The organism is Chryseomicrobium palamuruense, from assembly GCF_042649045.1.
GTDB classification, from domain to species: domain Bacteria; phylum Bacillota; class Bacilli; order Bacillales_A; family Planococcaceae; genus Chryseomicrobium; species Chryseomicrobium palamuruense.
Genome location: NZ_JBHSEF010000008.1, coordinates 109526 through 135270 on the forward strand (window position 1 = coordinate 109526; position 25745 = coordinate 135270).

General features: G+C 40.6%; 27 protein-coding genes and 1 pseudogene. 18 read left to right on the top strand and 10 right to left on the bottom strand.

All coding sequences use genetic code 11. From position 1 onward, the window contains the following. Window positions 1–67 precede the first annotated feature (67 nt). The 3 genes and pseudogenes from ACFO0S_RS14800 to pepF form a co-directional block, all read left to right on the top strand. Window positions 68–586, top strand: a pseudogene (locus ACFO0S_RS14800) (competence protein CoiA); the annotation flags it as partial. Next, window positions 587–1198 (top strand): hypothetical protein, encoded by a 612-nt coding sequence (locus ACFO0S_RS14805; RefSeq protein ID WP_465251266.1) that lies wholly within the window; start codon window positions 587–589, stop codon window positions 1196–1198. It begins immediately after the preceding pseudogene. Between the two features lie 34 nt (window positions 1199–1232). Continuing rightward, window positions 1233–3050: an oligoendopeptidase F gene (gene pepF, locus ACFO0S_RS00980; RefSeq protein WP_378139218.1), complete on the top strand. Its 1818-nt coding sequence runs from the start codon at window positions 1233–1235 to the stop codon at window positions 3048–3050. Window positions 3051–3255: 205 nt separating this feature from the next. On the opposite strand, the gene ACFO0S_RS00985 is transcribed toward pepF, so the two are convergent. The 3 genes from ACFO0S_RS00985 to ACFO0S_RS00995 all read right to left on the bottom strand — a co-directional run bounded on the left by ACFO0S_RS00985 (window position 3256) and on the right by ACFO0S_RS00995 (window position 5097). Beyond that, the gene (locus ACFO0S_RS00985; RefSeq protein WP_378139220.1) at window positions 3256–4068 is read right to left on the bottom strand and encodes a DsbA family protein; all 813 of its coding nucleotides are present in this window, start codon (window positions 4066–4068) and stop codon (window positions 3256–3258) included. Beyond that, complete coding sequence (locus ACFO0S_RS00990) at window positions 4065–4460, bottom strand: globin domain-containing protein (protein ID WP_378139222.1); 396 nt, start codon at window positions 4458–4460, stop codon at window positions 4065–4067. The genes ACFO0S_RS00985 and ACFO0S_RS00990 overlap by 4 nt, the downstream gene beginning before the upstream one ends. 94 nt (window positions 4461–4554) lie before the next feature. Further along, window positions 4555–5097 carry a CYTH domain-containing protein gene (locus ACFO0S_RS00995; RefSeq protein WP_378139225.1) on the bottom strand — a complete coding sequence of 181 codons (543 nt, stop codon included), beginning with the start codon at window positions 5095–5097 and terminating at the stop codon, window positions 4555–4557. 85 nt (window positions 5098–5182) lie between these two features. Between ACFO0S_RS00995 and ACFO0S_RS01000 the strand changes: the two genes are divergently transcribed. The 5 genes from ACFO0S_RS01000 to mgtE are packed head-to-tail and all read left to right on the top strand — an operon-like array spanning window position 5183 to window position 9313. Then, the gene (locus tag ACFO0S_RS01000) at window positions 5183–5566 is read left to right on the top strand and encodes a UPF0738 family protein (RefSeq protein WP_378139227.1); all 384 of its coding nucleotides are present in this window, start codon (window positions 5183–5185) and stop codon (window positions 5564–5566) included. Window positions 5567–5580: 14 nt separating this feature from the next. Then, a complete protein-coding gene (gene yjbM / locus ACFO0S_RS01005; protein ID WP_378139229.1) occupies window positions 5581–6252 on the top strand; it encodes a GTP diphosphokinase in 672 nt (223 codons plus the stop codon). Then, a complete protein-coding gene (locus ACFO0S_RS01010) occupies window positions 6249–7055 on the top strand; it encodes an NAD kinase (RefSeq protein ID WP_378139231.1) in 807 nt (268 codons plus the stop codon). The genes yjbM and ACFO0S_RS01010 overlap by 4 nt, the downstream gene beginning before the upstream one ends. Then, a complete protein-coding gene (locus ACFO0S_RS01015; protein WP_378139233.1) occupies window positions 7021–7968 on the top strand; it encodes an RluA family pseudouridine synthase in 948 nt (315 codons plus the stop codon). Before ACFO0S_RS01010 ends, ACFO0S_RS01015 begins: the two co-directional genes overlap by 35 nt. After that, a complete protein-coding gene (gene mgtE, locus ACFO0S_RS01020) occupies window positions 7949–9313 on the top strand; it encodes a magnesium transporter (RefSeq protein ID WP_378139235.1) in 1365 nt (454 codons plus the stop codon). Before ACFO0S_RS01015 ends, mgtE begins: the two co-directional genes overlap by 20 nt. A gap of 57 nt (window positions 9314–9370) precedes the next feature. Here mgtE and ACFO0S_RS01025 read toward each other — a convergent pair whose 3' ends face one another. Continuing rightward, entirely contained in the window at window positions 9371–9889 is a 519-nt protein-coding gene (locus ACFO0S_RS01025) for a CotY/CotZ family spore coat protein (RefSeq protein WP_378139237.1), read from the bottom strand. A 132-nt stretch (window positions 9890–10021) separates the two neighbouring features. Between ACFO0S_RS01025 and spoVAC the strand changes: the two genes are divergently transcribed. The 4 genes from spoVAC to ACFO0S_RS01045 are packed head-to-tail and all read left to right on the top strand — an operon-like array spanning window position 10022 to window position 12102. Further along, complete coding sequence (gene spoVAC, locus ACFO0S_RS01030; protein ID WP_378139239.1) at window positions 10022–10471, top strand: stage V sporulation protein AC; 450 nt, start codon at window positions 10022–10024, stop codon at window positions 10469–10471. Further along, complete coding sequence (locus ACFO0S_RS01035; RefSeq protein WP_378139242.1) at window positions 10465–11445, top strand: stage V sporulation protein AD; 981 nt, start codon at window positions 10465–10467, stop codon at window positions 11443–11445. The genes spoVAC and ACFO0S_RS01035 overlap by 7 nt, the downstream gene beginning before the upstream one ends. Next, a complete protein-coding gene (gene spoVAE / locus ACFO0S_RS01040) occupies window positions 11442–11804 on the top strand; it encodes a stage V sporulation protein AE (RefSeq protein WP_378139244.1) in 363 nt (120 codons plus the stop codon). Before ACFO0S_RS01035 ends, spoVAE begins: the two co-directional genes overlap by 4 nt. A gap of 49 nt (window positions 11805–11853) precedes the next feature. Then, on the top strand, window positions 11854–12102 hold the full coding sequence (locus ACFO0S_RS01045; RefSeq protein WP_378139246.1) for a stage VI sporulation protein F: 249 nt from the start codon (window positions 11854–11856) through the stop codon (window positions 12100–12102). Between the two features lie 44 nt (window positions 12103–12146). On the opposite strand, the gene ACFO0S_RS01050 is transcribed toward ACFO0S_RS01045, so the two are convergent. The 3 genes from ACFO0S_RS01050 to ACFO0S_RS01060 are packed head-to-tail and all read right to left on the bottom strand — an operon-like array spanning window position 12147 to window position 13861. After that, window positions 12147–12575 carry a GNAT family N-acetyltransferase gene (locus ACFO0S_RS01050; protein WP_378139248.1) on the bottom strand — a complete coding sequence of 143 codons (429 nt, stop codon included), beginning with the start codon at window positions 12573–12575 and terminating at the stop codon, window positions 12147–12149. Between the two features lies 1 nt (window position 12576). Next, on the bottom strand, window positions 12577–13089 hold the full coding sequence (locus tag ACFO0S_RS01055) for a YjcG family protein (protein WP_378139250.1): 513 nt from the start codon (window positions 13087–13089) through the stop codon (window positions 12577–12579). 52 nt (window positions 13090–13141) lie between these two features. Next, on the bottom strand, window positions 13142–13861 hold the full coding sequence (locus tag ACFO0S_RS01060; RefSeq protein ID WP_378139252.1) for an alpha/beta hydrolase: 720 nt from the start codon (window positions 13859–13861) through the stop codon (window positions 13142–13144). A gap of 86 nt (window positions 13862–13947) precedes the next feature. Here ACFO0S_RS01060 and ACFO0S_RS01065 point away from each other — a divergent pair, with 86 nt between their 5' ends. After that, window positions 13948–14538, top strand: coding sequence for a phosphatidylglycerophosphatase A family protein (locus ACFO0S_RS01065; protein ID WP_378139254.1), 591 nt, complete (start codon window positions 13948–13950; stop codon window positions 14536–14538). Window positions 14539–14561: 23 nt separating this feature from the next. On the opposite strand, the gene ACFO0S_RS01070 is transcribed toward ACFO0S_RS01065, so the two are convergent. Continuing rightward, a complete protein-coding gene (locus ACFO0S_RS01070; RefSeq protein ID WP_378139256.1) occupies window positions 14562–15251 on the bottom strand; it encodes a thermonuclease family protein in 690 nt (229 codons plus the stop codon). Window positions 15252–15338: 87 nt separating this feature from the next. Further along, window positions 15339–15482: a hypothetical protein gene (locus tag ACFO0S_RS01075; protein WP_378139258.1), complete on the bottom strand. Its 144-nt coding sequence runs from the start codon at window positions 15480–15482 to the stop codon at window positions 15339–15341. A 194-nt stretch (window positions 15483–15676) separates the two neighbouring features. Here ACFO0S_RS01075 and ACFO0S_RS01080 point away from each other — a divergent pair, with 194 nt between their 5' ends. Further along, entirely contained in the window at window positions 15677–17065 is a 1389-nt protein-coding gene (locus ACFO0S_RS01080; RefSeq protein WP_378139260.1) for an aldehyde dehydrogenase, read from the top strand. Window positions 17066–17114: 49 nt separating this feature from the next. On the opposite strand, the gene ACFO0S_RS01085 is transcribed toward ACFO0S_RS01080, so the two are convergent. Beyond that, a complete protein-coding gene (locus ACFO0S_RS01085; protein WP_378139262.1) occupies window positions 17115–18719 on the bottom strand; it encodes a two-component system sensor histidine kinase NtrB in 1605 nt (534 codons plus the stop codon). A gap of 88 nt (window positions 18720–18807) precedes the next feature. On the opposite strand from ACFO0S_RS01085, the gene ACFO0S_RS01090 reads away from it, so the two are divergent. From ACFO0S_RS01090 to ACFO0S_RS01105, 4 genes are all read left to right on the top strand, one after another. After that, the gene (locus ACFO0S_RS01090) at window positions 18808–19857 is read left to right on the top strand and encodes a M42 family metallopeptidase (protein WP_378139373.1); all 1050 of its coding nucleotides are present in this window, start codon (window positions 18808–18810) and stop codon (window positions 19855–19857) included. A gap of 61 nt (window positions 19858–19918) precedes the next feature. Then, window positions 19919–21487 carry a peptide chain release factor 3 gene (locus ACFO0S_RS01095; RefSeq protein ID WP_378139264.1) on the top strand — a complete coding sequence of 523 codons (1569 nt, stop codon included), beginning with the start codon at window positions 19919–19921 and terminating at the stop codon, window positions 21485–21487. A gap of 120 nt (window positions 21488–21607) precedes the next feature. Continuing rightward, a complete protein-coding gene (locus ACFO0S_RS01100) occupies window positions 21608–24688 on the top strand; it encodes an efflux RND transporter permease subunit (protein ID WP_378139266.1) in 3081 nt (1026 codons plus the stop codon). 206 nt (window positions 24689–24894) lie between these two features. Next, a complete protein-coding gene (locus tag ACFO0S_RS01105) occupies window positions 24895–25668 on the top strand; it encodes a TerC family protein (protein WP_378139269.1) in 774 nt (257 codons plus the stop codon). Window positions 25669–25745: the final 77 nt, after the last annotated feature.

Consider the following 25745-nt stretch of genomic DNA (forward strand, 5'->3'; position numbering starts at 1 on the left):
TTGTGAGGGTTTTTCTTTTTTGTATGCTATAGTGAATGAGACGATGTGGTTCAGAAAGGACTACCTTATGTTTTCAGCTTTCACTGAAACGAAAGAATGGATACATTTACTCGACTTAACGGATTCACAAATCTTTAAACTTCCCACACGAAACTATTCGTGTCCAGATTGTGGGCTAGACCTATTATTAAAAAGAGGAACTGTTAAAGCACCTCATTTTGCCCATCTCATAACTTGTCCAGCGTCATCAGAATCCCCATCTGAATCAGCTGTTCATCTTGAAGGAAAGCATACCCTCTATCTACTCGCTCAGTCCCATTTTCAAGATGTTCGAATTGAATATTACTTTGAGGTAATCCAGCAGCGTGCAGATCTCTATTTACCCACTCAACAGGTAGTACTAGAATATCAGTGTTCCAAAATTCCTTACATGGATATTTTAACTCGGCAATTTGGGTATACCTCACAAAAGATAGACTGTCTTTGGATTCTCCATACAAAGCATATACCCATTTGCACGAAAGGGTTTTATTTAATCAAGCTCTCTCAGTTTCTTCAATCATGTATTCGAAACCATAAGAATGGAATGAAATCCCTTTTGTTTTGGGATTCCAAACGGAATGTCAGCTATTTTCTCTTCATCTACGATTCATTCGCACATAATGAATTTATTATTGAAATTGTCGTGCTGAATGAAATGAAAGCCTGGATGTGGCTCGCTTCCCCTAAGCCTACCAGTCTACCAGAAAGAGTGAAACAGCAGATACTTTATCATCACCAACTTAAACAAATCGATTTTTTATTTTCGTATGAAAATCGAGAGACCTATCCTTATCATCGATTGGCGAGGAAGTGGAAAGTAAGTGCCCCGACGTTTCCTTTGTACATTGGTTTAGCTACTACATTTACTCATACTTTGGGAAGGGAAGTGAAGTGGCAGTTTCGTGTCGTTAATTTTATGAAGACGGTGGGAGACCTCTCACGTATATCCAGTGTGGAACTAGCAGAAGCATTTCTTTATAGTTTGCCGAATAAAGTGCTTGAGACAAAAGAGAATAAAGAAGTAGTCAGTCACTATATTCAATTCCTAAGAGCGTATGATCTTCCTCAACGGCATCTAAAGCGTACATCAAAAGATCTTAACTATATTATAGAATGGCAACGATTTCAGACACTTGCAAAACCTTCTAAAAATTGAGAAAATAGCTAGGTATGCTAAAGGAGGAAAAGAAATGTCAGAAACAAATGTACTTACAAGAGATGACGTGCCAGTTGAAAAAAAATGGCGCTTAGAAGACATTTTTGAAACGAACGATGCATGGGAAAAAGAATTAGAAGCGGTCACTGAACTTTCTAAAAAGGCTTCTTCCTTTCAAGGAACGCTTGGTCAGGGAGCAGATGCTTTGTATGATGCATTAACTTATCGCGATGAACTATCGAAACGACTTCAAATCCTATACACGTATGCACACATGAGACATGATGAAGATACAGCGAATAATGCTTCTCAAGCGATGGAGAGTCGCATTAAAACGGTCTATGTTAAGGCCGGAACGGAGCTGTCTTATTTAGTACCTGAACTATTGGAACTATCTGACGAGACAATTGAAGGGTATCTGAATGAACATGAGGGCTTACGTCTTTATAAGCAGATGCTCGATGAGATTAGCAAACAACGTCCTCATGTTTTAACAAAAGAACAAGAAGCATTGATTTCTAAATTTGCAGAAGTATCAAGTGCATCAGCAAATACATTCGGCAAATTAAATAATGCGGATCTTATATTCCCTACAATTAAAGATGAAGAGGGGAAAGACGTTCAGTTAACACACGGTCGTTATATCCGGTTTTTAGAGAGTAAAGATCGTCGCGTTCGTGAAGATGCCTTTAAAGCGATGTACAAGACCTATGGTACATTCAAAAACACCTTTGCTTCTATTTTGTCTGGAAATATCAAAGGTGACAATGTGCAAGCGTCTATTCGTAATTATCCGAATGCACGTGCTGCTGCAATGTCCGGCAACCATATACCGGAAGCCGTATATGATAATTTAGTCGGTACCATTAATAAAAATGTCCACTTGTTGCATCGCTACGTGAGCTTACGTAAACGTGTACTTGGCCTAGATGAGCACCATATGTATGATTTGTTCGCACCGCTCGTCAAAGAGACCAACATGGAGTATACGTACGAAGAAGCAGCAAAAACAATGGTAGAAAGTTTTGCTCCGCTAGGAGAGGAATATGTTTCTACTGTAAAGCAAGGTCTTGAAAACCGTTGGGTAGATGTTGAAGAAACAAAAGGGAAGCGTTCAGGAGCTTATTCATCAGGAGCATATGGTACCAATCCATACATCTTAATGAACTGGCAAAATAATGTAAACAACTTGTTTACATTAGCTCATGAATTCGGGCATAGTATGCACAGTTACTATTCTCGTGAAAATCAACCATTTGTCTATGGTGATTATTCGATTTTCGTCGCAGAAGTAGCGTCAACTACGAATGAGGCCTTGCTCAATGATTATTTGATCAAGACGAATGATGACCCCAAGATAAAGATTTACCTACTTAACCACTGGTTAGAAGGTTTCCGTGGAACCGTCTTCCGTCAGACGATGTTTGCCGAGTTTGAGCATCTGATTCATGAAATGGATCAAAATGGTGAACCACTAACAGCTGAGCGGTTAACTGAAGAGTACTATCAATTAAATAAAAAGTACTTTGGAGACGACATGGTCATGGATGAGGAAATCGGATTAGAATGGGCGCGGATTCCACACTTTTACTACAATTATTATGTGTACCAATACGCTACTGGACTAAGTGCGGCAACTGCACTCAGCAAACAAATCCTTGAAGAAGGGCAGCCCGCTGTAGACCGCTACATTAACAACTTCTTAAAAGCAGGTTCATCGAATTATCCGATTGAAGTACTAAAAGCTGCAGGCGTTGATATGACAAGTGCTCAACCAATTGAAGAAGCTTGTCAGGTATTCGAAGAAAAGCTGAATGAATTAGAAGCTCTTCTTCTTACTGAAAGTAACTAGTCACTTCCAAAGTAAGGGTTTTCATTATGACGAAATTGTGAAATGATGAGCAAACACATTGAACCCACTACCTAGCTGTGATAAATTAAGGATGTGAAATAATTCACATAAAACATACACCCCTTTGTTTAACGTGAACATTTCTCCCATCCCCTTTGTAAGTGAAAAAGACCTTGTCAACGGTAGGTTGAACAAGGTCTTTTTCTTATTTTATTGATTTCCACTTCGTAACTCCACCAACAATCACTCGGTCCACTTCTCGCTGTAAGTACTTTTTCTTCATTTCATACTCTACTTGTTTTTCTTGCATATTGTAATACATGGCGATTTCGCGTGTAGATAGAGGACTATATTGATCTAACAAGTGATCAATCTCAGGTGGAGATTGTTTTTCTATGACTGTCCCCACAAGTTCAGAAAGTACATGCTCATAGATTTCGTACGAATAGACGCCTGAGATTTTGATGCCTTCATCTTCAATATTTTCATTGAAAAATACGATGCTTGGAAATTCATCAATTTCCATCTCACATGAGATAGATAAATCACTTTGAAACGAGCGTGCACATTCTCTTGAACGAATGTCTTCTAAAAATTCTTTGACATCAATCGATGATTCGTAAGCAATTCCTTTTAATGTCGCTAGTGAGTTTACGTTTTGTCGATAGACAAAATAGGCTTCCTGCAAATTAGAAAGGAAACGATTGGCCATTCGCTTCCCTTGAAATTCGGCCGCCTTTACTGCAATGCTTGGAAGTACAGGGTGTTCGATCTCAAGAATTGGTTCTGATGGATCAATCGCATGGTGACAGGCAGTCCCTTTATTTAGTTTATTTAAATCCGTACTAAGGATCACACGAAGTGTAAAATAATGCCCGTAATCAATCTGGAGCCGCTTTAAAGTCAATTGAAATCGCCATGAATCAGGGCATAGCGGGTCTAGAAAGGCATAGATTTCAATGGGTTTGACAGCGCCGCCGGTTTCCAAGGCCGTGAGTTCTGGTTGTGGCTTCGTCACATGAAATCCTCCTTGTCACTCGGTGTATTTACCATATGATGGGCTGTTAAAACAAGCCGCTTATAATATTGTTCTCTAAAATGACCTTCGAGCCCGACATCATCCATTGCTTGGTGCATGCAACTAAGCCATGCTTCAGCTCTTTCAGGTGTAATAGGAAATGGATTATGACGCATGCGCATCATGGGATGGCCATGCTCATGTGTATATAAATCAGGACCTCCTAAATACTGCGTCATAAACTGTTTTTGTTTACGAGCTGTTTCAGTCAAGTCATCAGGAAAAATAGGCTTTAAAAGTGGATGTAATCCTACGTATCTATAAAATACATCAATGAGTTCAGAGAGTTTCGCTTCTCCAATCTGGTCATATGGAAGGATCGGTTTAGTCATTGGTTCGAAACTCCTTTAAGTAGTAGTGTCTATATATTCTATCAACCTCGCAAGGTTTTCTCAAATGATAGACACTAATAGGAACTTTTGACGTTTACTTTGAGACTTCCAACATACGTACTAATTTCTTCTTCGCAGGACGAAATGGCAAGTTGTGAAGGACAAGTAATTCCTCAAATTGTGCTTTCCCTTTTTTATAGTTAGCGACTTCGAATTCCAGTTCATAATCTATGACGTCGAAATACGTCGACCGGTCCATCATCAATTGACCGGACCGAAATGGATGTTCACTTCGAGTCGTTACTATTTCTCCAATGCTCACCAGAGGGGTAGGTACATCTAGCCAGTCAGGTTTAAAATTACCAGTACGCTGAAATTCAAGGAAATCCGTTTTATGAAGTGGCCAGTTCGTTTCTTCTGTTATATCGTCCGTCTTTGGTTCTTTTAATGTGAATTCGTAACTGTCATTCTTGATGCGAATGCGACAACCAATCTTGCGTTTTTGATAAAAACCATCCCGAGTATCTAAATAAATGTTTTTTTGGGTATAAGAAGGAGAAGGATATGCATGTATAAGGTGTTCATATTCGGCTTCTGTTAGCATCGTTTTAAATTCAATTTCATTGTGTTTATTCATACGTTCACCTCTTTTTTCCATTATACCTCTTGCGAAGTAGAGTGTGCTAAAATAAGCCTAACAACCGTTGAAAGGATGTATAAGGATGAATACTTTAGACGTTTTGGCCATTATTCATGAAGACACCAAATGGACAGTTACTGTAGAACATCTTGAGGCGGCGATGACTGCCAGTAGTCGCATGATTACCGATACAGATCGAATGAGTTTTGTTTATTTAATTGAAAATGGAGATCAGTATACATATCTTCATTTTGATTATAAAGATTGGGGTGCGCTCAGCCTTATCGCAAAAGAGCCTGGCCCTGTTTTTCTGAGTGATGGAAGTCATAAGATTGAACTTCTCGACTTTAACAATGAGTTGACTATGCTGCTGACGAATATTGAAGGCAATGACAATTATGGGCAACATTTTATTGAAGAAGTGGAAAAAACATTTAAGACCTTTTATGAGAAGACTGAAGAGTAAGGTGGTGAGTGGAAGTGGGTCAATGGGAACAATTTTTAGATCCCTATAAACAAGCGGTTAGTGAGTTGAAAGTAAAGCTAAAGGGAGTGCGTGCGCAATATACCGTACATAATGCGACTTCCCCGATTGAATTTGTTACCGGTCGTTTGAAGCCACTCGCAAGTATATATGACAAGACATTAGAGAAAAAGATCCCTTTCATTCCATCTCCTCAACTTGCTGCAGAAATTCCAGATATCGCAGGACTTCGACTTATGTGTCAATTTGTAGATGATATTGAATCTGTTGTTGCTCTTATTCGAGAACGTCAAGATATGAGGATTGTTGAGGAAAGGGACTATATTTCAAACAAAAAACAAAGTGGCTATCGTTCGTATCATTTGATTGTGGAATATCCCGTTCAAACGATTAACGGAGAAATAAAGATTCTTGCAGAAATTCAAATTCGAACACTTGCCATGAATTTTTGGTCATCGATTGAGCATTCATTAAATTATAAATACAAAGGTGACTTTCCTGAAAATATCAAGAAACGTTTACAATCTGCCGCTGAAGCAGCATTCCGTTTAGATGAAGAAATGTCTCTAATACGGCATGAGATTCAAGAAGCACAAGTGTACTTCACCGAATTTAAAGAACAATCAACACCAGGATGGAGAGATCAGAGGGAGGAGGGAGATTCATGAGATTTGCGATTCAATCACGTGGGGACGAGTTATCCAACCGATTAAGCGAAACGGCCCGAAAATATTTAGAGAGCTTTGAGCTGGTTTACGATGAAAAGGCACCAGACGTCGTTTTATCTATCGGGGGAGATGGGACCCTACTTCACGCGTTTCATAAATATAAAGACAGTTCATCCAAAGTAGCTTTTGTGGGACTTCACACAGGACATCTTGGGTTTTATGCGGACTGGAAGCCAAATGAAATAGAAAAGCTTGTCATTAGCATAGCGAAAGAGGAGTTCAATTTTATTGAATACCCACTCCTTGAAGTAACCGTTCATTATCAATCGAATGAGGATCATGCGACCTACTTAGCTTTAAATGAATCTACTGTAAAATCTCCGGATGTGACACTTGTTATGGACGTCTTTTTAAATGATATGCACTTTGAAACATTCCGTGGGGACGGATTATGTATGTCTACACCTTCCGGGTCAACAGCTTACAACAAAGCACTTGGTGGCGCTATCGTCCACCCTTCACTGGATGCTATGCAGCTTTCTGAGATTGCATCGATTAATAACCGTGTTTTCCGAACTGTAGGATCACCTTTGGTCTTGCCAAAGCATCATACGTGTACATTAAAACCAGTAAAAGCTGTTGATTTCATGGTAACTGTTGATCATCTGCAACTCTTACATAAGGATGTATCCTCCATCAGTTACAAAGTGGCGGAAGAGAAAATTCGATTTGCCCGTTTCCGTCCCTTCCCGTTTTGGAAAAGAGTACATGATTCATTCATCGATTCGGATCATGAAGAATAACTTTGAATTTCGTCTTGTTCATAGAGGGCCCGATCAACTTCTTAGAGAAGTCGTACGGCAAGCAGGTATCTCTAAACGCGCATTGACAGATATTAAATTTCAAGGGGGAACGCTTCTTGTCAATGGGCAAGAGCATACCGTACGTAAGCGAATTACTGATGGGGACGTGGTGACAATCGTCTTTCCTCCAGAAAAAATGAGTGATGGATTAATTACAGTAAATAAACCGCTGGTAATTGTATATGAAGATGATCATTTACTGATTGTGGATAAGCCTCCGGGATTACCATCAATTCCTTCAAAGGACCATCCTCACGATTCTCTCGCCAATCGAATCGCTGGGTATTATATAAAGAAGGAATATCTAGCGACCGTCCATATGGTGACTCGACTTGACCGTGATACATCAGGTCTTGTTCTCGTGGCGAAACATCGGCATGCTCACCATCAGTTAAGTCTACAATTACAAAATCATCGGATTGATAAACGCTATTATGCGGTTGTGGAAGGTCATGTAAAAAAAGAAACGGATGTCTTGATTGCGCCTATAGCTAGAAAGGGCGATTCTATCATTGAACGACATGTTTCTCCCGATGGGAAATTTGCGAAAACGGAATATCGAGTGAAGATGAGGTTATCTGGTGATTTCCAAGCTACGCTTGTCGATATTAAACTTTGGACAGGAAGGACACATCAGATTCGAGTTCATATGGCATATATGGGCCACCCTTTACTTGGAGATGATTTGTACGGGGGGTCTATGAAGTGGCTGAATAGACAAGCGTTGCATGCCTATTCATTGATGTTTCAACATCCCCTCACACTAGAAACTTGTCTGTTTACGAGCCCGTTTCCACCTGACATAGAAAACGTTGTGAAAGGAGGCTACTTCCATGGCAGAAGAGAAAATTGAATTAGAACAGCGAGAAGAGCTTTTATTTCACTATCTAGAATCCCAGCAGATTGATGCCTTCCGTGATAAATTCATGGAGCTTCATCCCTACGATCAGTCTGTCTTTTTTGATAAGGCGACTCCAGAACAGCGTAAGACCATTTTCACGTTTCTGTCACCTGAAGAAGTAGCTGATATTTTTGAAGCGAATAATTTTGATGATGAAGAGTATCAGGGACTTCTTGAGGAAATGGACCCGTCTTACGCAGCAGATATGTTAGCTAACATGTACGCGGATAATGCAGTAGATGTCTTGAATGAATTAGACAAAGATCAAGTAGTCAGTTACTTAAGTATGATGGATGCGGAATCTGCTCAGGAAATCAAAGACTTGCTTCATTACGAAGAGTACACGGCTGGCTCAATAATGACTACGGAATATGTTTCTATTCCACAAAGCTCGACGGTGCGCTCGGCTATGACAATTTTAAGAAATGAAGCGCCTAAAGCGGAAACCATTTATTATCTCTTTGTAGTTGATGATGACCATTTCTTGACTGGCGTTATTTCGTTACGCGATTTAATTATTGCAGAAGAAGATACATTAATTAAAGACATCATGAATGACCGAGTCGTCAGTGTTCTCGTATCAGAAGACCAAGAAGAAGTCGCACGCATGATGAAAGACTATGACTTTTTAGCACTTCCCGTCGTAGATCATAGAAAGTATTTACTCGGAATCATTACAGTGGATGACATCATTGACGTGCTAGACGAAGAGGCATCTGACGATTACTCCAAGTTAGCTGCAGTCTCGGACATGGACACATTCGATAAAAGCCCATTCCAAGCTGCAAAAAAACGATTGCCATGGTTATTGATCCTATTATTTCTCGGCATGTTTACAGCAAACATTATCGGTGTTTTCGAAGAGACGCTAGATCAAGTCGCTCTGCTCGCTGTCTTTATCCCGCTCATTGCTGGGATGGCTGGAAATAGCGGAACGCAAGCGCTCGCGGTAGCGGTACGGGGAATTGCGACGGGTGATATTGAAGAAGAGTCCAAATTAAAACTGTTATTCCGTGAAGCGGGAACAGGTCTAATCACTGGGGTGACCAGTGGAATACTAGTTGTCTTCTTAGTTTATTTTTGGAAAGGTGATTTCCTAATTGGACTTCTTGTCGGCGCTGCAATCTCGTCATCGATTATCGTAGCGACAATCGCTGGATCATTTATTCCGCTCCTTATTCATCGCATGAACATTGATCCTGCGGTCGCCTCAGGACCCTTTATCACAACCATCAATGACATCATCAGTATCTTAATTTATTTAGGCTTAGCAACCATGTTTATTTCAGGGCTATAGGAAAAGGGCACGCCACAATTGGCGTGCCCTGTTTAGAAGCAATCATCTGCGCATGGATTAATCACACACATCTAAGAAAACGTCTGCGATACAGTTGATTCCGCAGAAACAACGAAGGTCAACCGTGATACACGTACCTGTCAGCTCAAAGTGACGTACTTTACACAATTTTCTTAAATTTAAGCCAGTACCGTATTCATTGAGTAAATCAACTTCCTGTTTTTGGGTATTTAGTGGACGTAATACAGATAATGTGACGCAACAATCATCAACGAAATCATTGACACGGAAAAATACAGACACACAGTCACAATCCGGACCATTTTCATCTAGGAATGTTGAGAAAAATGGCGTGCCGTCTTTAGTAAGCAATGTAAAAACCCGTGTATCGGCTTGATTTCGTGTAGGGCTCACTAATCCGCCAAGTGGTTCTGAGAAACATGTGAACCCACAAGGGTTGCAGTCGTTATTCGTAGCAGCATCTTGAATTCTCTTGATTTCTCGAACAACTTCACATACACAATTTCTGTGTCCTCCTCCGAAGGACTCGACATCTGAACAATTTGAACAACTCATATTTTCACCTCCTCTACGCTTAAGATATGCATGTATTTTTAATGCGACAGGGCACTTTTTAACGCAAAGAAATAATTATGTTTATGAAATACTTCATCTATCCATACTGACGGGTAAAAGGGAGGTAGAATGATGCAACGTTATCAGCAAGTAGTAGACCAAGTCATACCGAAACCACCCTATCTCAAAAATGTCATCAAGGCTTTTTTGGTAGGAGGAACGATTTGTTTGATAGGACAATGTATGCAATGGGGATATATGAAGTGGTTTGGCTTCACAGAAAAAGAAGCGGGAGATCCCGTTGTCGCCACATTAGTGTTTCTGTCGATGATTGCCACAGGTCTTGGCTACTATAAAAAACTCGGTCAATTTGGAGGAGCAGGTTCTGCCGTACCTGTAACTGGCTTCGGGAATGCCATGATTTCTGCTGCTATTGAACATCGAACAGAAGGATATGTATTAGGAACAGCAGCAAACATGTTCAAACTTGCCGGGTCGGTCATCGCTTTTGGGGTTTTGGCAGCATTTATCGTAGGGATTGTTAAAACGACACTGGTTACATTTGGGTGGATTGAATGGTAGAAACCTTATATTTTCCTAAGATGATGGGAGTGCTCGCCGCATCTGTCACGGCAGGTCCAATGGAAAAGAATAGTGCATTTGCTTCTTATTTTGATGAATTTTTACATGAAGAAAATAATAAAAAGTTTTCGTATGAAGATCTTCATCAAGTTTTATTTGATAAATCACGACATCGAGCTCTTGAAAAAGCTGAATTGCAAGCGAATGAAATTGCCTATGCGGTCGGAGGGGATCTCATTAATCAAATGACGCCAACGACATTTTCAGCAGCAGGTCATGGTATACCGATGTATCCTTTGTTTTCAGCGTGCGCGACAAGCGTACAAGCTTCTATTCAAGCAGCTATTTTTGGTCAACTTACCCAATCTCCTATCTTGATGACAACAGGAAGCTTCCATGCAGCTGTCGAACGCCAATTTCGCTATCCAATTGAATATGGGTCTCAAAAACCAGATACAGCCCAGTGGACAGTGACGGCAGGAGTTTCTGCCATCTGGGGGAGAGTTGAAAAGGGTCCTTATCTTTCCCATGCGACAATCGGCAAAGTAATGGATGCCAATCAATCGAATCCTTATGACATGGGTTCTGCAATGGCTCCTGCTGCCATTGATACGATAGAGCGGCACCTTAAAGGAATGAACGCCGAACTCTCAGATTACGATGCCATTATTACTGGTGATCTTGGGAAATACGGTTTAGAGATTGTAAAGACTCTTCTTTCAGATCAAGAAGGCGTGATACGAGATGCAGGGGCGTTGTTTTACGGAAAAGAAACATTTTGTAATGCTGGGGGAAGTGGAGCGGGGTGCAGTGCAGCTGTTTACTTTACCCATGTACTCGACAATATGCAGAAGGAAAAATGGAAGCGAGTATTACTTGTTGCAACAGGCGCATTATTGTCTCCACTTACTTTTCAACAAGGCAAAACAATTCCGTCAATCGCACATGCGATGGAATGGAGAGTGAAACCATGACATTTTTATGGGCATTTTTAATTGGAGGAGCAATCTGTGTCATTGGACAACTGTTATTAGACGTTGGTAAAATGACTCCGGCACATATGTTAACGACATTAGTTGTGTCTGGTGCGATTCTAGATGGCCTTGGCCTCTATGAACCGCTGATTGATTTCGCTGGAGCTGGTGCAACTGTTCCTATTACGTCTTTTGGCAACGCACTTGTTCATGGTGTTTTAACAGAAGCAAAGGAAAATGGCTATATTGGTGTTTTGACAGGCATGTTTCAAGTCACGAGTGCAGGGATTAGTTCCGCAATTCTTTTCGGTATGATAGGAGCCATTATCTTTAAAAACCGTCCAGTCCACTATGATTGACCTAGACGCTCTCTCTTCTCGTACATAAGATACAGAAGAGGAGGAGAATATGAATTCAAAACTTTGGCGTATGATTGAGTCGCGAACTGGCTTGACTATGGATCAGATTATTGAGGTTGTTCATTCGGTGTCAGCAGCTGATTTTACGAACGAACGACATGTCCGGAAAGTTATTCGTAAAGTGGGCAGATTGACAGGCAAACCAATTTCTCAAAAAGTAGAAGATGAATTAACACAGTCCATCCTGAAGTCCGGAAATGGACTCACCATGGAACATATTGAAAAAATGCTCAATTAAAAAAAGACGGATCGCTTCTTTTATGGGAGCGATTCGTCTTTTTATTAAAGTTCTTTATTCATAACGCGGTGCGGAATGCCAGCGTCCATAAACTCAGGTGACGTGATGGTATATCCACGCTTTTCATAAAATGGAATGGCATTACTTTGTGAGTTGAGACGGACACTTGCATAGTCTTGCTGTTTCGCTATACGTTCGATTTCATTCATCAATAGATTACCAAGATGACGTCCCCTGAAGTCAGGTAGTATACAAATTCGTTCCACTTTTGCTACATGATCTGCATACTTCCGGAACCGCCCCGCCCCTATTGGATGGTCTTCTTCATAAACGACAAAGTGTACGGCGTCTTCTTCAAATTCATCAAGTTCCAGATGCGGGGGAACCCCTTGCTCGAAGGTAAAGACTCTACGTCGTATGGCGAGCGCATCCTGATATTCCTGTTCAGTAGAGACTTGCTTTGCTTGTATCATTTTATTTTCCAGAAAGACGGAAAGTTTCATGGACAGTCCATGAGCCATCTTCTAATTGGTAGAGTAAATGGATGCGATCAATGATTTCTTCAAAAGAAGCACCAATCATTTTTAATTGTGGATAAATGTCGTCATGTTCACTCGAAGTTAATTTTTGGGCAATCGTAATGTGTGGAACAAAGGCATATTGCTCGGAATCTTTATAGTCAACGTCTGCTAATTTCTTATGCAAGGATAACAATTCATTTGTTGCTTCCACTTTGAAATAAATGGCATTTGTTACAGGTGCAAACGAACTGATTCCTGTAGTTTTAAGAGTAAAAGGCTTTTGAGATGAAGCGACATCTGCTACTTTCGCAGCGATGGTCTTAATTTCTTGATCATCAGCTTCGAACACACCTTTCAACGTCATATGTGGTGTGATGAGCGCATAATGTGGATCATAGCGTTTGCGATACGAGTTCGCAAAATCTTGAACAGTTTTTGATGGAAATGCAACAATACCAAACTTCATGTCAAATCCCTCCATATCTTTTCTTTCTTTTCTTAGTATACCAAAAATACAGTTATTTCGTGTAATTATCGTGTAAAGCCCGCGTCATATCTTTTTGCCAAGTTTTCCATGTATGGTTACCATCTACTTCGAGGTAGGTGTACTGAAATCCTTTTTCTTGAAACACCAAAGACAATTCACGATTTTCTTCCAAGAAGTTTTTGTTCACCCCATCACCTGTTGGAACGTCCGTTTCTGCTAGACCGATGACATGATCTACACTAAATGAATGCGCTGGAACTTTTTTAACGGCTTCCATCACTTTTAAATTGACATAAGGTGAATGTAAGATTACTTTTCCAAAGGTATGAGGGTAACGGCTAGCTGTCATCAAAGAAATGGTCCCTGCCAACGAATCTCCAATTAATCCTCGGCCCATCCCAATTTGATACGTAGGAAACTCGGCGTCTAAATAAGGAACGAGTTCTTGAGCTAAAAAACGCATATACGCATCAAACTTCGTTCCTTCTGGATGGTACTTTGAACGACGATCTTTGACGTTTTCATAAGGGACCCCGACAATAATTACGTTTTCAATTTTTTCTTCATCAAGCAACTCATCTGCGACACGTGATAGTCGTCCTAATTGGAAGTAATCTCTTCCGTCGGAAGCAATGAGCAATGAGTATTTATACAAAGGAGAAAAAGTAGCTGGCAAGTATATGAGGAGCGTAATTTCTTCATCGAGTGCTGTACTATAAAATTTGCGTTCTTCTATTTTCCCACGGATCATGCAGTTCACCTCAATCGTAGTAGTATTCAAATTGTATCAAATCATCTACAATTAGACTAATGCAGAAAAGTCAGGAGGAATCATTTATGGATTCAAATACAACAAAAAGTCGTGTCCACTCCGATACGGTGTACCAAGCAACAAAAAGTGCGTTAGAGCGAAGAGGCGTTACGCTTGAAGATATAGCTAGTATTGTTTATGAAATGCAAGTTCCCTATAACGATGGACTGACTATGGAACACTGTGAAGAGTCCGTGAAATCGGTCTTGAAAAAACGTGAAATGCAACATGCGATTCTGGTTGGAATTGAACTCGATGAGCTGGCTGAGAAGAAAAAGTTATCAGAACCACTCCAATCAATTGTCGAAAGTGATGAAGGATTATTCGGTGTAGATGAGACCATTGCTTTAGGTTCAGTCTTCACATATGGAAGTATCGCAGTGACGACTTTTGGCCACTTAGACAAAAATAAAATTGGCATCATCTCGAAACTGGATACAAAAGCAGGGGAACAGGTTCATACATTCTTAGATGACTTGGCAGCTAGCATTGCAGCTAGTGCTGCATCGCGTATCGCTCACCGTACAAGAGACTTAGAGGAGCAAAATGAAACGTTTCACGATATCTCTCCAGAAGAGACAGCACCAGAAACCAATGTGGAAGGCGCAACTACTTAAAAAAACCTCCGGCTGGAGGTTTTTTATTGTCCTGATTTCCGGAAGCCCGCATCTCGGGCCTGTCTTTCAGAGCAAAACCATTCTTCTGGATTCGTCTGACTGTAGTATCGACCTTCGGGAACATGATAAATTTTTTCACCTTGTCTATTAATATTTCCTTTGATAGTACATTCTGGATTATCACTCTCTTGCAAATCATAGCTGGCCGCATCAAACCCTCGATCTGTTACATAATAGTCGTAAGCCCAGACACCCAACTGTTGACCTTTCGCTAATTTTTGCGCTTCTTCTAATTCATCTAAATAGCGTGTATTTGGTGGATAGACATATGCTACTCTTGCCACCCCAGCAGCCACCAGTTGATCCTGTACTCGTTCACCATCCGCATAAACATAAGCAAGGAGTCGTCCGTAATCATCGTATCGTTCTCCAATGTCAAACTCGATAGATACGGATGCATTCTTCAATAACTCCTCATTTAAAGCCTTTGCTTCTTCTCCAAAAGGTTGTTTCCCTAGACGAGGGTGATTCGTTTCGGGCGTATCAATTAAGAGATAACGTACAAGTTTATTATCACCTTGCCATTTGATGCGAATCGTATCCCCGTCTACGACCTCTACGATTTCTACTTCTTCGGAAGAAGTGGAGGTCTCAAATAGTTGGCACCCTGAAAGTAGGGCGACAATTACAAGCAATCCTATCCATGTTTTCATTTTCATCACCTGCTCTAGCATAGCACACACTACTATCTACATGAAAAAAGACACTACGAGAGTGTCTAGATAGTTATTTTACAATTATCAAGATGGTTTATCTTCAGTAATATTGTCCGTTTGGAAATAAATGAATGATTCTTCTTCAAGTTCCGCTAAGCGTTCTTTATTGATGCCAAGTGCCATTGGTCCAGTAAAAACTTCATCCCACCATTTTGTTGTTTCATTCATGTCGTTTCCTCCTCCGATAATCATTACTTTTTATTTGTATATGTAGTTATCTGAAAATTACCCCTAAAAGTTACAAAGAAAACCTACTATCTTTAAAAATGAGTCCAAAGTTGGAGGAGTGAATAGCTATTCATTGTGAAACATTCGTAAAGCCCGTATACTTTTAATTAGATAGTGAGGGAGGGAAGTATGGGATGAATTTTACAGATGAGCAATTGGATGTATGGATACGTACACAAAAATATTTTGTTTATAGTGGGGAAACGAAATCACTTGAATTTCGATTACAACACTTAGATGTTTTGAAATCAGCCATTAAAAAGTATGAGTCTGCCATACTGGAAGCACTGTATAAAGATCTTCGAAAAGGGGAATTTGAAGCGTTTACAACGGAAGTGGGCATAATTTACGAATCAATTAATTATATGAAAAAGCACTTGGCCGATTGGGTGAAACCAGAGAGCAAAAAGACACCTCCTTATTTACAACCGGCAAAAAGCTATATTGTTTCTGAGCCGTATGGAAGCTGTTTGATTATTGCTCCTTACAATTATCCATTCCAGCTTGTCATGGAACCATTGATTGGAGCCATCATTGGAGGAAATGCAGCGATTGTTAAGCCATCTGAAGCAACACCACATGTGGCAGCTATTGTGAAAGAATTAATTGAAGAGACGTTCCCACCGGAATATGTCCGAGTAGTAGAAGGCGAAAAAGAAGAAACATCGACATTAATCCATGCGCCGTTTGATTTTATCTTCTTCACAGGAAGTGTTGCTGTTGGAAAAATCGTCATGAAAGCAGCTGCAGAACGACTCACGCCCATCGCGCTCGAGCTTGGGGGGAAATCCCCTGCAGTCATTGACCACACAGCAAACTTAGAAGTTGCTGCCAAACGTATTGCTTGGGGAAAATTTTCTAATGCTGGCCAGACGTGTGTCGCACCAGATTATGTAATGGTCCATGAAGATGTCAAAGAAGAGTTTATCCAACGTTTAGGACAGACAATCGAAGAATTCTATGGAGCTAATCGTCAACAGAGTCCAGATTTTGCACGAATCGTGAGTGACAAACAATTTGACCGGTTAGCTAAATTAATGGACCGTTCTCAAACTGAATTAATATTTGGAGGAGAAAAAGACAAAGTTGATCTTTTTGTCGAACCATCTATCTACGAGATTGAAAGTTTTGATCACCCTCTCATGGAAGATGAAATTTTTGGACCGATTCTTCCTATATTAGCTTATAAAGATTTAAGTCAAGCCATCTATCAAATTCGTAAACTACCAAAACCGCTCGCAGCCTACTTCTTCAGTGAACATGAAAAGGCTCAAGATTACTTTATTGAATCTCTTCCATACGGAGGTGGCTGTATCAATGATACGGTCAGTCACGTTGGTAGTGTTGGTTTGCCGTTTGGTGGTGTAGGACCTTCCGGACAAGGGGCTTATCACGGAAAAGCGAGTTTTGATCAATTTACTCATAAAAAATCTGTATTACGAAAGAATACAAAACTTCCTGTCAAACTACTATTTCCGCCATACAAATCAAAAGCTAAACTAGTCCGTACCGTCTTTCGTTGATAACAAGAGAGCTCACCCTTGAACTGCCCCATAAAAGTTAGACACTAGTCTAACTTTTTTGGTTCAGTTCACCTGAGCTCTCTTTTGCTTTCTTAAAATGGAGATATACAGTTGTTCCTTTACCAGGTTGAGATTGTACTTCGATTCGCCCACCTACATCTGCCATGATTTTTTGACAAATCATCATACCTAGGCCAAAGCCTTCTGCTTTCGTCGTATAGAAAGGTTTAAAGAGATTTTCAATGACTTCTTCTGTCATTCCTGTGCCTGTGTCGCGAATGACAACAATGTAGTCAACGTGATTTTTTGAATAGCTATATAGATGCAGCTCTCTTTGCGATGACATGGATTCAATAGCATTTTTTACAAGGTTGATGACTACTTGTTTGATATGCGCGGCATCTCCTTGCAACCAACTATTGTGCGCATTCCACTCGTGATGTAACTTGATGTCATTTGCTTTAATTTGATGCTCAAAGAGGGTCAGAACATCATTCAATATATCTCGTAGCAAAAATTTATCTTCAGGCGAAGGTGTTGGTTTTGATAATAATAGAAACTCACTGATAATGTATTCGATTCTTTTAATTTCACTTTCAATCAGGGAGGTATAACGGTAAGAAGGAGAGTCTTTGTGTTCATTCATCATTTGAATAAAACCAGAAATGATAGTCATTGGATTCCGAATCTCATGTGCTACCCCAGCGGCAATTTCGCCGGCAAGATGTAGCTTTTCTGTTTCTAGTTTCAATCGCTCCGCTTCTTTTTGTAAGCTGATGTCACGAGAAATCACAGACATCGCAATTATGTCCCCCTTTTTATTGTGTATAGGGGACAGCGTTAGTTGGACATCGATTAATGTGCCATCTTTTCTCATATCTTGGGTTTGCAGGTGATTGAAACTCTCGCCCGCACGAATACGGTTGGTCAGCTCGATTGCTTCGTTTACCCTGTGCGGGGGAAAAAAGAAGACTTGTTTCCCAATGACTTCCTGACGTTTGTAGCCATATAATTCTTCAAAAGCGGGATTTAAATCGATTAATCTATTGTCTAAATCAAACACGGCAATTCCATCACGGGCTGTATCAAAAAATAAACGTAAATAGCCTTCTTTCGAAAGAAGCTGACTCTTCATCAGTTGGTTTTGTGATTGTATAAAAGTCATTACTCGTCTTTCTATCCAAATGTGTAGTATTGTTGTACTTAGCAACAAGAAGAAGAAGAAGAGCAGTAGTTCCATATCACCTTTAGTTAACCGGGTGGAAAAAGAACCAGATATGAAAGCTAAAATAAAGAAGAGTTCAATATACGTGGCGACCATAACCACAAAGATTAAAGGCAAAAGTTGGAAATAAGCAGCTAATAAAATAGGGTAGGCTAAGAAGATTATGTAAATGTACGTACTGCTCACAGAGTATTCATAAACAACATAGAAATTGATACCTAATACAAACAGGTAGACCGACCAGCTTGGTAAATCCCGCATTAGATAGAAGAATAAAAATCCAAGGACAAAGAGAATGTTCACTATATAAAATGTCAGACCATATATATTCGGGTGAAGGCTAGCATACATCATATGAAGTGCAATATAAAGGATGATCAAAAGTGAAAAATACTTCATACGCATTTGTGTGGGGATTCGATTTCCCATAACATCATCCTTTCCAAACAAACATCGGACTCTTTCTAAAGTTTAGCAGGAATGATACAGATTGACTATAACTTCTGCTATGATAAGGATGGAAAGGGGTTATTATATGAAAGAAATCATTCATGTAGTGGAAAAATTAGTGAATAAACCAAGTCCAACGGGATATACAACTCAAATCATGAAGTGGGTGCAAGGTTACATAGAAAATTTAGACTATACGGTTGAAAAAACGAACAAAGGATCCGTCCTATTTAAACTAGCTGGCAAGTCCTCATCTTCCGCACGACTTTTGACAGCTCACGTAGATACACTCGGAGCGATGGTTCGAGAAGTGAAAGCGGATGGCCGACTAAAATTAAATCGAGTAGGCGGATTTACATGGAATGCAGTGGAGAATGAAGGGTGTTCAATTCATACTCGCGATGGTCGTACATACAGAGGAACCATTCTCATGCATCAGTCTTCCGTCCATGTCTATGCAAAGTCAGGAACAATAGACCGTTCCGACGAACATATTGAAGTTCGTATAGATGAAAAGACCACCTCAAAAGATCAAACGTCTGCACTTGGAATTAGCGTAGGTGATGTTGTGAGTTTTGATGCACGCTTTGAACATACAGCTTCTGGGTTCATCAAATCCCGCCACCTAGATGACAAATTGAGTGTAGCTCTTTTACTATCTTTAGCGAAAAAGGTAAAAGATGAATCTCTATCACTGCCAGTAGATACGTATATCTATATTTCAAATAATGAAGAAATCGGCTATGGGGGTAATTCCTCCATTCCGTCGAACGTCTCCGAATACTTAGCTGTTGACATGGGAGCACTCGGAGATGGCCAAGCGTCCAATGAATACACCGTGTCTATCTGTGCGAAAGACGGGTCTGGACCTTATCACTATGAATTGACATCACATTTGATATCGCTAGCAAAAGAACACGACATCCCACATGCTGTCGATATTTACCCTTATTACGCTTCAGATGCTTCTGCAGCAGTGAAAGCGGGAGCAGATGTAAAACATGCATTATGTGGAGCAGGGATAGAATCTTCTCACGCATATGAACGAACGCATGAAGATTCGATGAACGCTACGTATCGCTTACTTGAGAAATATATATTGTCTCCGCTTGTCTAACTTGCCTTGAGACGTAAAAATACGTATGATTAGATAGGCAAAAATGAAGGAGATTAAATGAATGACGACAATAGATGAAATTCAAAAACGAAGAACTTTTGCTATCATCTCTCACCCAGATGCCGGTAAAACAACCATGACAGAAAAGCTTCTATACTTCGGTGGAGCCATTCGTGATGCAGGGACAGTCAAAGGAAAAAAGACAGGTAAATTCGCAACATCTGACTGGATGGAAATTGAGAAACAGCGGGGAATTTCTGTTACTTCGTCTGTGATGCAATTTGATTACAGAGGAAACCGTATTAATATCCTAGATACACCTGGGCACCAAGATTTCAGTGAAGATACATACCGCACACTGATGGCAGTAGATAGTGCAGTTATGATCGTAGATGCCGCGAAAGGAATTGAAGCACAGACGCTTAAACTGTTTAAAGTCTGTCGTATGCGTGGTATTCCAATATTCACATTTATTAACAAATTGGACCGGCAAGGGAAAGAACCTCTGGAACTAATGGAAGAGATTGAAGAGGTTCTTGAAATTGAATCATACGCAATGAACTGGCCGATTGGAATGGGGAAAGAGTTTCTTGGAATATATGATCGATACAACAACCGAATTGAGCAGTTCCGGACAGAAGAACAAGACCGCTTCTTAGAAATTGACGAAGAGGGGAACTTGGTACAAGATCATCCTATGAAAGCGACATCCTATTATCAGCAGGCACTAGAAGACATTCAACTGCTAAGTGAAGCAGGGAATGATTTTGATGTCGAGCGCGTGAAAAAAGGGGAGCTTACTCCTGTATTCTTTGGGAGTGCCTTAACCAACTTCGGTGTACAAACTTTCTTAGAAACCTATCTCGACTTTGCGCCAAAGCCACAGCCACGGATGACTGCAGATGGTGAAATCGTAGACCCAGCGACAAATGAATTTGCTGGGTTTATCTTTAAGATTCAAGCCAATATGAACCCGGCTCACCGAGACCGTATCGCCTTTGTTCGTATTGTTTCTGGAGAATTTAATCGTGGAATGAACATTACACTTGCACGTACCGGGAAGTCATTTAAAGTTACTTCTTCCACACAGTTCTTAGCAGATGATCGTGAAACGGTAGAATCAGCAGTAGCTGGAGACATTATCGGACTTTATGACGTGGGGAATTATCAAATTGGAGACACGGTAGTTGGAGGGAAAAAAGCATTCGAATTTGAGAAGCTTCCTCAGTTCACACCGGAATTGTTTATGAAAGTCACAGCCAAAAATGTCATGAAGTCTAAGCATTTCCACAAAGGGATCTTGCAGCTTGTACAAGAAGGCGCAATTCAATATTATAAGACTCTTCACACGGAAGATGTCATTCTCGGTGCGGTTGGTCAACTTCAGTTCGAGGTTTTTGAGCATCGCATGAAAAACGAATACAATGTGGAGGTACGTATGGAGCCGATTGGCTCTAAAGTGGCTCGCTGGATTGAAAATGAAGAAGATGTGAAAGAATCTATGACAAGCCCACGAAGTATGCTGGTGCGTGACCGCTACGATCGTTATGTTTTCTTATTTGAAAATGATTTTGCGATGCGTTGGTTCCAGGACAAATATGAGCATATGAAACTCTATAACTTGCTTTAATATAAACTTGAACAACTTTTGACGAAGTTGTTCTTTTTAATTCCATTTGGTTTCTGTCATTTGTATTCTTATGTTCGACTCTCTATGATTAAAGTAATGCACGTGGAAGGAGCCACATTAATGAACTTAAGCCGTTTTTCTATTCGCCGGCCTGTATTTACAGTTGTGACGATGCTCGTCATTTTGATACTTGGCGGTGTGTCTTTAACAAAAATACCGGTCACTTTAATTCCAAATTTAAATCCACCCATTGGTGTTGTTGTCACGAACTATTCCGGTGCATCACCGCTGGAAGTAAATGAAAAAATCACCAAACCGTTAGAATCACAATTTAGTACATTACCAGGAATTGAAACGGTTAGCAGCACTTCACAAGAGGGAGCGAATTTTATTCTCCTCCAATTTGACTGGTCAACAAATATTGAAGATGTACAACTCGACATCCTTCAACGCATCGATCTAATTCCTCTTCCTGAAGGTGCGCAGGAACCTCGCTTTTTAAAATTTGATCCATCTCAATTTCCAATCATTCAATTAGCCATTAACTCGGAGGGGCAAGAAAATATTGTAGACTTGGCGGACGAGATCGAACAACAACTGCTCCGAACAGAAGGAGTCGCCAGTGTGAGTATCTCTGGTACGATGATTGAGGATGTCATTATTGAAACAGATCCCAATGCACTTGAAGAACGTGGGTTAACGCTGACTGATGTCGTTCAATCGATTCAAGCTTCTAACGTCTCACTTCCCGGTGATCCGATTGAGACCGAAGACAATCAATTATTAACCACACGTGTCATCTCTAATCTCCAATCAACGGAGGAGATTTCTCAACTTGCCATTACTGTGAATCCGCTAACAGGTGAATCTGTAACCATTGGGGATGTCGCAGAAGTGACAATTGGCGAACGAAATCAAAGTACGATTACACGTGCAAATGATGAGCCAGCCATCCTTGTTTCCGTATTCCAAGAGTCGAGCGCCAACACTGCCAGCGTATCGACAAACTTCCAGAACAATCTCAATGAATTGTTGGACGAAGAACGATTTCAAGACGTCCATGCATCCACCCTTTTTGATCAAGGTGACTATGTAAAGCTTGCTATCAATAACATAGGACAATCCTTATTGTTTGGTGCCCTTTTTGCAATGATTGTGCTGTTTTTATTCCTTCGTGGCATCCGTAGTCCAATTATAGTCGGAGCTGCAATTCCGTATTCTGTTGTTGTGACTTTCGTTCTTATGTACTTTACGGGCTTTTCCTTGAACATCATGACATTAGGTGCTCTTGCACTAGGAATTGGAATGCTTGTGGATAATTCCATTGTGGTAATTGAGAACATTGAGCGTCATATGGGGCTAGGTAAAGAAAAAAAAGAAGCTGCACTCATCGGAACGAAAGAAATGGCGGGTGCCATTACGGCGTCCACACTTACGACGATAGCTGTATTTGTACCCGTTATCTTTTTGTCAGGGCTCATTGGGCAGCTGTTCACAGAATTTGCTATGACCATCTCATTTAGTTTATTTGCTTCTCTAGTTGTTGCTTTAACCATTATTCCGATGGCTGCAAGTATTTTCTTAAAGAAGCCAAAAGGCAATATCGAAGCGCGTCGCAAACGCTCAAAGGCGTATAACAATTATGAACGATCCATTCGTTGGGCACTTGGTCATCGTCTTGTTGTCATGCTAATTACAACTGTCTTGATCGGTGTATCTGCCTTCGGATTATTCCGTGTTGGAACAGAGTTTTTGCCGCCGACGGATGAAGGCTTTGTCACGGTACGGGCAGAATTACCAAACGGGGCATCTCTAAATGCTACAGAAGAAGTGGTTACAGATATTGAAGACCTTTTCCGTAACCAACCGGATGTCGATGTCTATACTTCGCTCATCGGCAGCACACAGCAGGGTCAGAACCAAGGTTCGGGATCACAAAATCAAGCGGAAATCTATGTCAAACTAAAAGATCTTGGAGACCGTGAACGTTCTGTCTTTGAATTTGTCGATGAATTAAAACCAGAGGTTGAAGAAAAGATAGGGGAACGAGCGGAAATTGAGTTTGCCTTACAAACAGCAGCAGGATCTACGCCGAACACGTTAACCTTTACTATGACTTCTACGAACAACGACGAACTTGAAGCAGCCGTAAAAGATATCGAAGAGCGGATTGCTTTACTAGATTATGTAACGGAAGTGACAAGTGATCTGTCTGATACGATTGAAGAAGTCATTATCGAAGTAGACAGGGAAAAAGCATTAGAGTATGGATTTGTTCCTGCACAGTTAGCTCAGTCCGTTACAGAGGCAACACGAGGAGTATTGTCAACTCAAATCGTTACCCCAGAAGATGATGTATATAGTGTATACGTTCAGTATCCAAAGGATCTGTATACTTCTGTCAGTGATCTTGTACAGTTCAAGCTCCGTGCCCCTTCAGGAAGTTTTGTAGCGCTTAATGAAGTCGCAACTGTAGATATCGCAGATTCACCTGTTTCAATACGCCAAGTAGACCAGCAACGTGCCGTGACTGTCGAACTTGCATATGAATCCAGCCAAACCTTAGGGGACATGTCTACGCGCGTGGATGAGGTCATTGAACAAGCCAATATGCCTGAAACTGTAGAGATTACATTTGGTGGAGATCGTGAACTTTTAGAAGATGCTGCTGGAGATATGGCACTTGCTGTTGTATTAGCCATAGTTTTAGTCTACCTGGTCATGGCCGCACAATTTGAATCATTCAAATATCCATTTGTCATCATCTTCACTGTTCCGCTCATTATTATCGGGATTGGAATTGGTTTATTTGCAACGAGTACCCCGGTTAGTATTCCTGCCGTGATTGGAATCTTGATTCTAGTGGGAATTGTGGTGAATAACGGAATCGTTCTTGTGGACACCATCAATAGCCGCAAGGCACAAGGCATGGGGTCGTATGATGCAATTATTTCGACTTCTCGAGACCGGATTCGACCGATTCTCATGACAGCTTTAACAACGATTCTAGGTCTAATTCCACTGGCCCTTGGACTTGGGGAAGGAACTGAGATCAATCAGCCAATGGCGATTGCAGTCATTGGCGGACTGACATCGAGTACATTTTTAACACTCTTTATTGTACCTATCATCTACAGCCTACTTGATAAAGAAACCCGTACAGCTGCGAAACCTACAAGTGGAAAAACTGGTTTACAATAGATACGTTTGTGGTATACTATTTTCATAATAAAATAGACCTTGACTCGCGTCAAAGGGGAGTAGCTTTAGGGTAGACCCTATTTCATAGTCGTCAAGACATGGCTTAGCCATCGGTTATGATTGGTAGAAATGATTCTGCTTAGCAAGACCTTTGCCTTTTTTAGGCATAGGTCTTTTTTTGTGTTCAAAATTGGAGGAGTGAGAAAATGGAAGCAATAATATTGGAATATGGTTGGGTGTTACTTGTCCTCATCATACTAGAAGGCTTGTTGGCTGCTGATAACGCAGTCGTAATGGCCGTCATGGTAAAACATTTACCTAAAGAACAGCAAAAGAAAGCCTTGTTTTATGGATTAATGGGTGCTTTTGTATTCCGGTTGGCAGCCCTATTCTTAATTACATTCTTAGTTAACATTTGGCAAGTACAAGCACTCGGAGCCGCCTATTTGCTCTTTATTTCCATAAAGCATTTATGGGACCAGCGAAAACATAAAGAAGAGCTCGCTGATACACATCAGATTGAAACAAAAGGTTCAAGTTTTTGGGTGACAGTACTTAAAATAGAGCTAGCGGATATTGCCTTTGCTATTGACTCGATGCTTGCTGCCGTAGCAATTGCTGTAACGCTTCCTGAAGTAGGAAATTTTGATGTAGGTGGAATTAATGGTGGTCAGTTTGCTGTCATGTTCTTTGGTGGTGTGGTTGGTCTGATCATTATGCGATTTGCAGCTCATAAATTTGTCCAATTACTTGCAAAATATCCATCTCTTGAAACAGCAGCCTTTTTAATTGTTGGATGGGTAGGGGTAAAGCTGTTGGTTCTTACATTATCACACCCAGGTGTTGGTATCCTAGATGAACATTTCCCGCACTCAACTGTGTGGAAATCCATTTTCTGGTCTGTTCTTATTATCATTGCAGTCGGCGCATATTTCATAGGTGTTCTTCAGAATAAAAAGATTGAAGGGTCTAAGATGTAAAAAAGGTAGGAGAAATCCTATCTTTTTTTTCGTATGTTTTCTATACTGAAATGTATAGAAATTGAGGAGACTGGTGA